Origin of the sequence: Streptococcus sp. 1343, assembly GCF_013277355.1 — a bacterium.
GTDB classification, from domain to species: domain Bacteria; phylum Bacillota; class Bacilli; order Lactobacillales; family Streptococcaceae; genus Streptococcus; species Streptococcus pseudopneumoniae.
In genome coordinates, this window is sequence record NZ_VMMT01000029.1 from 1 (window position 1) to 5,963 (window position 5,963).

The 5,963-nt window shown below is 38.9% G+C and carries 7 protein-coding genes and 2 tRNA genes; all 9 read left to right on the plus strand.

All coding sequences use genetic code 11. The features are described from left to right. Positions 1-27: 27 nt before the first annotated feature. The 9 genes from HT709_RS05080 to ccpA all read left to right on the plus strand — a co-directional run bounded on the left by HT709_RS05080 (position 28) and on the right by ccpA (position 5,821). Positions 28-101: transfer RNA gene (locus tag HT709_RS05080), tRNA-Arg, on the plus strand. A gap of 15 nt (positions 102-116) precedes the next feature. Beyond that, positions 117-190: transfer RNA gene (locus tag HT709_RS05085), tRNA-Pro, on the plus strand. Positions 191-794: 604 nt separating this feature from the next. Next, positions 795-1,001, plus strand: a complete 207-nt coding sequence (locus tag HT709_RS05090; RefSeq protein WP_014017355.1) for a hypothetical protein — start codon at positions 795-797, stop codon at positions 999-1,001. After that, on the plus strand, positions 998-1,162 hold the full coding sequence (locus HT709_RS05095; protein WP_000709172.1) for a hypothetical protein: 165 nt from the start codon (positions 998-1,000) through the stop codon (positions 1,160-1,162). The genes HT709_RS05090 and HT709_RS05095 overlap by 4 nt, the downstream gene beginning before the upstream one ends. A 16-nt stretch (positions 1,163-1,178) precedes the next feature. Then, positions 1,179-2,063, plus strand: coding sequence for an ABC transporter ATP-binding protein (locus HT709_RS05100; RefSeq protein WP_119948046.1), 885 nt, complete (start codon positions 1,179-1,181; stop codon positions 2,061-2,063). Position 2,064: 1 nt separating this feature from the next. Then, positions 2,065-2,802, plus strand: coding sequence for an ABC transporter permease (locus tag HT709_RS05105; protein ID WP_166732176.1), 738 nt, complete (start codon positions 2,065-2,067; stop codon positions 2,800-2,802). Further along, complete coding sequence (locus HT709_RS05110) at positions 2,802-3,899, plus strand: sensor histidine kinase (protein WP_172925570.1); 1,098 nt, start codon at positions 2,802-2,804, stop codon at positions 3,897-3,899. The genes HT709_RS05105 and HT709_RS05110 overlap by 1 nt, the downstream gene beginning before the upstream one ends. After that, positions 3,900-4,499 carry a response regulator transcription factor gene (locus HT709_RS05115; protein ID WP_000866713.1) on the plus strand — a complete coding sequence of 200 codons (600 nt, stop codon included), beginning with the start codon at positions 3,900-3,902 and terminating at the stop codon, positions 4,497-4,499. Between the two features lie 311 nt (positions 4,500-4,810). Then, positions 4,811-5,821 (plus strand): catabolite control protein A, encoded by a 1,011-nt coding sequence (gene ccpA / locus HT709_RS05120; protein ID WP_172925571.1) that lies wholly within the window; start codon positions 4,811-4,813, stop codon positions 5,819-5,821. Positions 5,822-5,963 lie beyond the last annotated feature (142 nt).

Sequence of the window (5,963 nt, forward strand, 5' to 3'; positions counted from 1 at the left end):
ATTCCGGTCTTCGGCATAATATAATGAGCACCCTTAGCTCAACTGGATAGAGTACCTGACTACGAATCAGGCGGTTAGAGGTTCGACTCCTCTAGGGTGCATTTTTCTATTTAACTCGGGAAGTAGCTCAGCTTGGTAGAGTACTTGGTTTGGGACCAAGGTGTCGCAGGTTCGAATCCTGTCTTCCCGATTCATTACAGAGATATGTGAGTGTGTATTTTTAAAACTAGATATTATATACATTAAGAGGGAATCAGTTTGGTTCTTTCTTTTTTTGAATTTCAGTAATTCATTTTGGTAGCGTATACTTTTTGTCTCCAGTCTTTTCAATAAATACCGTAGTTTAGGTAACCACATTGAAATTTAACAGATTTTATATTAAATTGAATTTGGAATAGTATAACATCTCTTCTAAAATATTGTTATAAATTGATTTGGATTCCAAAATTAAATTGTTCGATTCTTATTTTATTTTATTATATAACTCTTATAAATTTAGCCTCCTATAAATTTTTAAGAAAGCAATAGAAGGGTTTTGTTCAACGTATAATATATATGTTTGCCTGATAAAAATTTCTACTTTTTTGATTTTAAATAAGTATTAGTTTACATTATGGTGTGAATTGGGTTTGATATCTCTTTTGAGGAAGTTGCCTTAGATTTTTCTAATTGTGTTTTATTGTATAGTGTATCTTGCTTGTTTTGAACATAATTTTTTATGACATTTGTCATATTTTCTAGTGACAGAAGCTTCTATCTCCTCTGATTTCAAAAGACTATAATTGTAGTACCAAATGGAGGAAGAAGAGATAAGAAATAAAATGATTATCGCTGTAAGTCTAGTAGCAGCAGGAGTTATGACCTATCTCATGTTTTCGGGATTGGATGAGGATTTCTACCATTTTCCTTGGGAGGTCTTTGCTGGATTTGGAATGATGTCTTGGCTTGTTAGAGAAGGTTTGAAATTAGTCTCAGATGTGAAAAAGGAGTTTGAGGAATGAAAAAAGCGATTATCTATCTCTTTATTGGTCTGTCACTCTTGGTATGGTTGGTAGAAATGTTTACAGGTTGGTTTGATCAAGACTTCCTTTACCAATTCATCCGTGGTGCTTGGGGTTTTGGATTTATGATTTTCGTCGTTTTCCCTATGGGAATGGAGTGATTGAAAGGAGAATATTATGAACATGATTAAGGTACAAGGCTTACATAAAAACATCAAGGGTAAGGCTATTTTGAAGGATATTTCCTTTGAGATAGCTGAAGGTGAATGTGTTGCCATGATTGGGCCAAACGGAGCAGGAAAGACCACACTCTTGGACTGTTTGCTCGGAGATAAATTGGTCTCCAGCGGTCAAGTATCTATTAAAGGTTTACCAGTAACGAGTTCTCAGTTAGACTATACAAGATCCTACCTCCCTCAAGAGAATGTAATCGTTCAGAAACTAAAGGTAAAAGAGTTGATTGCTTTCTTTCAAAAAATTTATCCAAATTCCTTGAGCAATCAGGAAATCGATCAACTATTGCAGTTTAATCAGCAACAGAAAGAGCAATTAGCAGAAAAATTGTCAGGCGGGCAAAAGCGTCTCTTCTCTTTTGTCTTGACCTTGATTGGGCGACCAAAGCTTGTCTTTTTAGATGAGCCAACTGCTGCCATGGATACCTCTACCCGTCAACGTTTTTGGGAAATTGTTCGGGACCTAAAAGCGCAAGGAGTCACCATTCTCTATTCCTCCCATTATATCGAAGAGGTAGAACATACAGCTGACCGGATTTTGGTTTTAAATAAGGGAGAGTTGATTCGTGATACGACGCCTCTAGCTATGCGTAGCGAGGAAATAGAAAAGCATTTTATCCTTCCTCTAGCTTACAAGGAAGTCATTGAGCAGTCTAATTTGGTTGAAAACTGGTCACAAAAACAAGATGCTTTGCAAGTAGTTACACGTGAAGCGGATGCTTTTTGGCAACTGTTAGTGCAAGCAGGATGTAGGATTCAAGAAATTGAAGTCAATAATCGTAGCTTGTTGGATACAATCTTTGAAGAAACACAAAAGGGAGATGACTAAGATGAAACGATGGATCGCACTAAACAAGATAGAATTTCTATTGACCAAACGGCAATCAGTCTATTATTTATTATCAGTAGGGATGCCGACAGCCTTCTATTTATTCTTTTCTGGCATCTACCAGGACACACCAGGTGGACCCGCGAATTTTATGCGTGATTATCTTATCTCCATGACGGCTTTTTCCATGATGTCGACAGCTATCTTCTCATTTCCAGCTGTCTTACATACCGACAAGATCAACAATTGGCAGAAAACATTGCGTCATAGCCCTGTAAATATGGTAGAATATTATCTATCAAAGATAACAAGTATGCTGGTTGATTATATGGTCTCAATTCTGGTTGTTTTCTCAGTTGGGCATTTTGTAAGAGGTGTGGACATGTCTCTTGGAAATTGGATTGGGGCGGCGCTCTTGCTGATTTTGGGAAGTATTGCATTTGTAGCGATTGGTTTGACCTTGACGCTCTTACCAACTAGTCAGCTGATGTCTGTCGTGGGCAATCTTCTTTACCTTGGCTTGGCTGTTTTAGGTGGGCTCTGGATGCCTATCTCTTTATTTCCAGACTGGATGCAAGCAGTCGGTAAGTGTCTCCCGACCTATCAGTTGATGGAGTTGCTCAAGACCTTCTTAAACAAGGGTGGCATCAATCTATCAACCACAGTTTATTTACTTGTTTTTTCAGCAGTTTTATTTGGTTTGACTATTTACCTTCAAGGTCATAAGGAGAATGCTTAATGCTTGAAAGACTGAAAAGCATAGATTATATGTATTGGGCCAGTTTAATTTTTATGGTTTTTCCCATCGTTCCTGTAGTGACTGGGGAGCTTCCTAGCTGGCATTTGTGGATTGATATTCTATTTGTCTTGGCTTACTTAGGCGTTTTAACCACCAAGAGTCAGCGTTTATCCTGGCTCGGTTGGGTTATCATGCTAGCCTATGTAGCTGGCTATACTGCCTTTGTTGCTGTAAATTATATCTGGTTCTTCTTTTTCCTTGCCAATCTCTTAATTTATCATTTCGGCGTACGTAGTTTTAATTCTTTACATGTCTGGACTTTTCTTCTTGCTCAAGTCCTTGTTGTGGGCCAACTGTTGATTTTTCAGAGAATCGAAGTTGAGTTTCTATTCTATCTACTTGTAATTCTTACTTTTGTCGATTTAATGACTTTTGGATTGGTTCGGATTCGGATTGTGGAGGATTTGAAAGAAGCTCAGGCTAAGCAAAATGCCCAGATAAATCTATTGCTTGCTGAAAATGAACGCAGTCGTATGGGTCAAGATTTGCATGATAGTCTGGGACACACTTTTGCTATGCTGAGTGTCAAGACAGATTTAGCCTTGCAGTTGTTTCAGATGGAGGCTTATCCACAGGTGGAAAAGGAATTAAAAGAAATTCACCAGATCAGTAAGGATTCCATGAATGAAGTGCGAACCATTGTGGAAAATCTTAAGTCTAGAACTTTGACATCCGAACTAGAGACTGTGAAAAAGATGTTAGAAATTGCTGGAATTGAGGTGGAAATAGCTAATCAACTAGATACAGCTAGCTTAACTCAGGAATTGGAGTCAACGGCTTCCATGATTTTGCTTGAATTAGTGACCAATATCATCAAACATGCTAAAGCGTCTAAAGTCTACTTGAAATTAGAACGGACAGAGAAAGAACTCATTCTAACAGTGAGAGATGATGGCTGTGGCTTTACTTCTATAAAGGGGGATGACCTCCATACAGTTCGAGATCGTGTTCTTCCATTTTCGGGAGAAGTAAAGGTAATTAGTTGGAAACAACCGACAGAAGTTCAGGTTCGACTAGCTTATAAGGAGAGAAACTAGATGAAAGTATTAGTCGCAGAAGATCAAAGTATGTTGCGAGATGCCATGTGCCAGTTGCTCACGCTTCAACCGGATGTAGAGTCTGTCTTTCAAGCAAAGAATGGGCAAGAAGCAATCCAACTATTAAAAAAGGCGTCTGTGGATATCGCCATCCTTGACGTAGAAATGCCTGTTAAGACAGGTCTTGAAGTCTTGGAGTGGATACGAGCAGAAAATCTAGAAACAAAGGTGGTTGTGGTGACGACCTTCAAGCGTGCTGGGTATTTTGAACGTGCGGTCAAGGCTGGAGTGGATGCTTATGTATTAAAGGAACGAAGCATTGCAGACCTCATGCAAACCTTGCACACCGTCCTTGAGGGACGCAAGGAGTATTCGCCTGAATTGATGGAAGTGGTGATGACGCATCCCAATCCGTTGACAGAACAAGAAATCGCAGTCTTAAAGGGAATTGCTCAGGGTTTCTCTAACCAAGAAATTGCAGATCAACTTTATTTATCCAACGGAACAGTCCGAAACTATGTTACTAATATTCTTTCGAAACTAGATGCAGGTAATCGAACAGAGGCAGCTAATATCGCGAAAGAATCTGGTTGGTTGTGATACTATCATAACGCGAAAACCATTATGTGTTAAAATTATTCAATCAAACAATTTGTAACTTGAGGGGGCTTAGTTTCCTCCTTTTTGTGGCTCTAAGGTGGTAGCAAGGAGCTAAACCTAGGCTTTCTATGAAATTTTTTCAATCAATCCTCAAAAAACACTTGAAAGTGTTTACAATTAGTGATAGAATGGAATAAGTAAAAATATGAAAACGAAATTTTCACATCTTCACTTTTGTAAGTAGATATAGAGCTTTAATCGGTGCCTCTACTTGTAAAAGAATGTGTGGGATAGAAAGGACAGGAAAAGGAATGAATGCAGATGACACAGTAACCATTTATGATGTCGCTCGTGAAGCAGGTGTTTCCATGGCGACGGTCAGCCGTGTGGTTAATGGCAATAAAAATGTAAAAGAGAATACCCGTAAAAAAGTGTTAGAGGTAATTGATCGTTTGGATTATCGTCCAAATGCAGTTGCGCGTGGTCTTGCAAGTAAAAAGACAACCACTGTTGGTGTCGTGATTCCAAATATTACCAATGGTTATTTTTCGAGTTTGGCTAAGGGGATTGATGATATTGCAGAAATGTACAAGTACAATATTGTCCTAGCTAATAGCGATGAAGATAACGAGAAAGAAGTTTCTGTTGTCAATACCCTCTTTTCAAAGCAGGTAGATGGCATTATCTTTATGGGTTATCACTTGACAGATAAAATTCGCTCAGAATTTTCGCGTTCACGTACTCCGATTGTTCTCGCAGGAACTGTGGATGTAGAGCATCAGCTTCCAAGTGTCAATATTGACTACAAACAAGCTACGATTGATGCAGTGACCTACCTCGCTAAAGAAAATGAGCGCATTGCTTTTGTCAGTGGTCCACTAGTGGATGACATCAATGGTAAGGTTCGTTTGGTTGGCTACAAGGAAGCTTTGAAAAAATCAGATATTCCTTATAGCGAAGGATTGGTATTTGAATCTAAATACACTTATGAAGATGGCTATGCCTTGGCAGAGCGCTTGATTTCATCAAATGCAACTGCAGCAATTGTAACAGGTGATGAGTTGGCGGCAGGTGTCTTGAACGGTTTGGCTGATAAAGGTGTGTCAGTACCAGAAGAATTTGAGATCATTGCCAGTGATGATTCGCAAGTCTCTCGCTTTACCCGTCCAAACTTGACAACTATTGCCCAACCTCTTTATGACCTTGGTGCCATTAGTATGCGTATGTTGACTAAGATTATGCACAAGGAAGTGTTGGAAGAACGTGAAGTTCTATTATCTCATGGATTAACAGAACGTAGCTCAACACGAAAACGTAAATAGAAAAAATCAGGGAATCGAGAAGATTTCCTGATTTTGTGCTCTTAAACAAGAGATGTTGACTTAATGAATACCATAGAGCGGACTAGGCGGCTGGTTAAAGACTGCGCAACACACTGTTTTGAACTTGTAGATAGAACTGACG

Coding starts and splice junctions, on each gene's coding strand:
- HT709_RS05090 (WP_014017355.1), top strand. CDS start 795: ATGGAGGAAGAAGAGATAAGAAATAAAATGATTATCGCTGTAAGTCTA.
- HT709_RS05095 (WP_000709172.1), top strand. CDS start 998: ATGAAAAAAGCGATTATCTATCTCTTTATTGGTCTGTCACTCTTGGTA.
- HT709_RS05100 (WP_119948046.1), top strand. CDS start 1,179: ATGAACATGATTAAGGTACAAGGCTTACATAAAAACATCAAGGGTAAG.
- HT709_RS05105 (WP_166732176.1), top strand. CDS start 2,065: ATGAAACGATGGATCGCACTAAACAAGATAGAATTTCTATTGACCAAA.
- HT709_RS05110 (WP_172925570.1), top strand. CDS start 2,802: ATGCTTGAAAGACTGAAAAGCATAGATTATATGTATTGGGCCAGTTTA.
- HT709_RS05115 (WP_000866713.1), top strand. CDS start 3,900: ATGAAAGTATTAGTCGCAGAAGATCAAAGTATGTTGCGAGATGCCATG.
- ccpA (WP_172925571.1), top strand. CDS start 4,811: ATGAATGCAGATGACACAGTAACCATTTATGATGTCGCTCGTGAAGCA.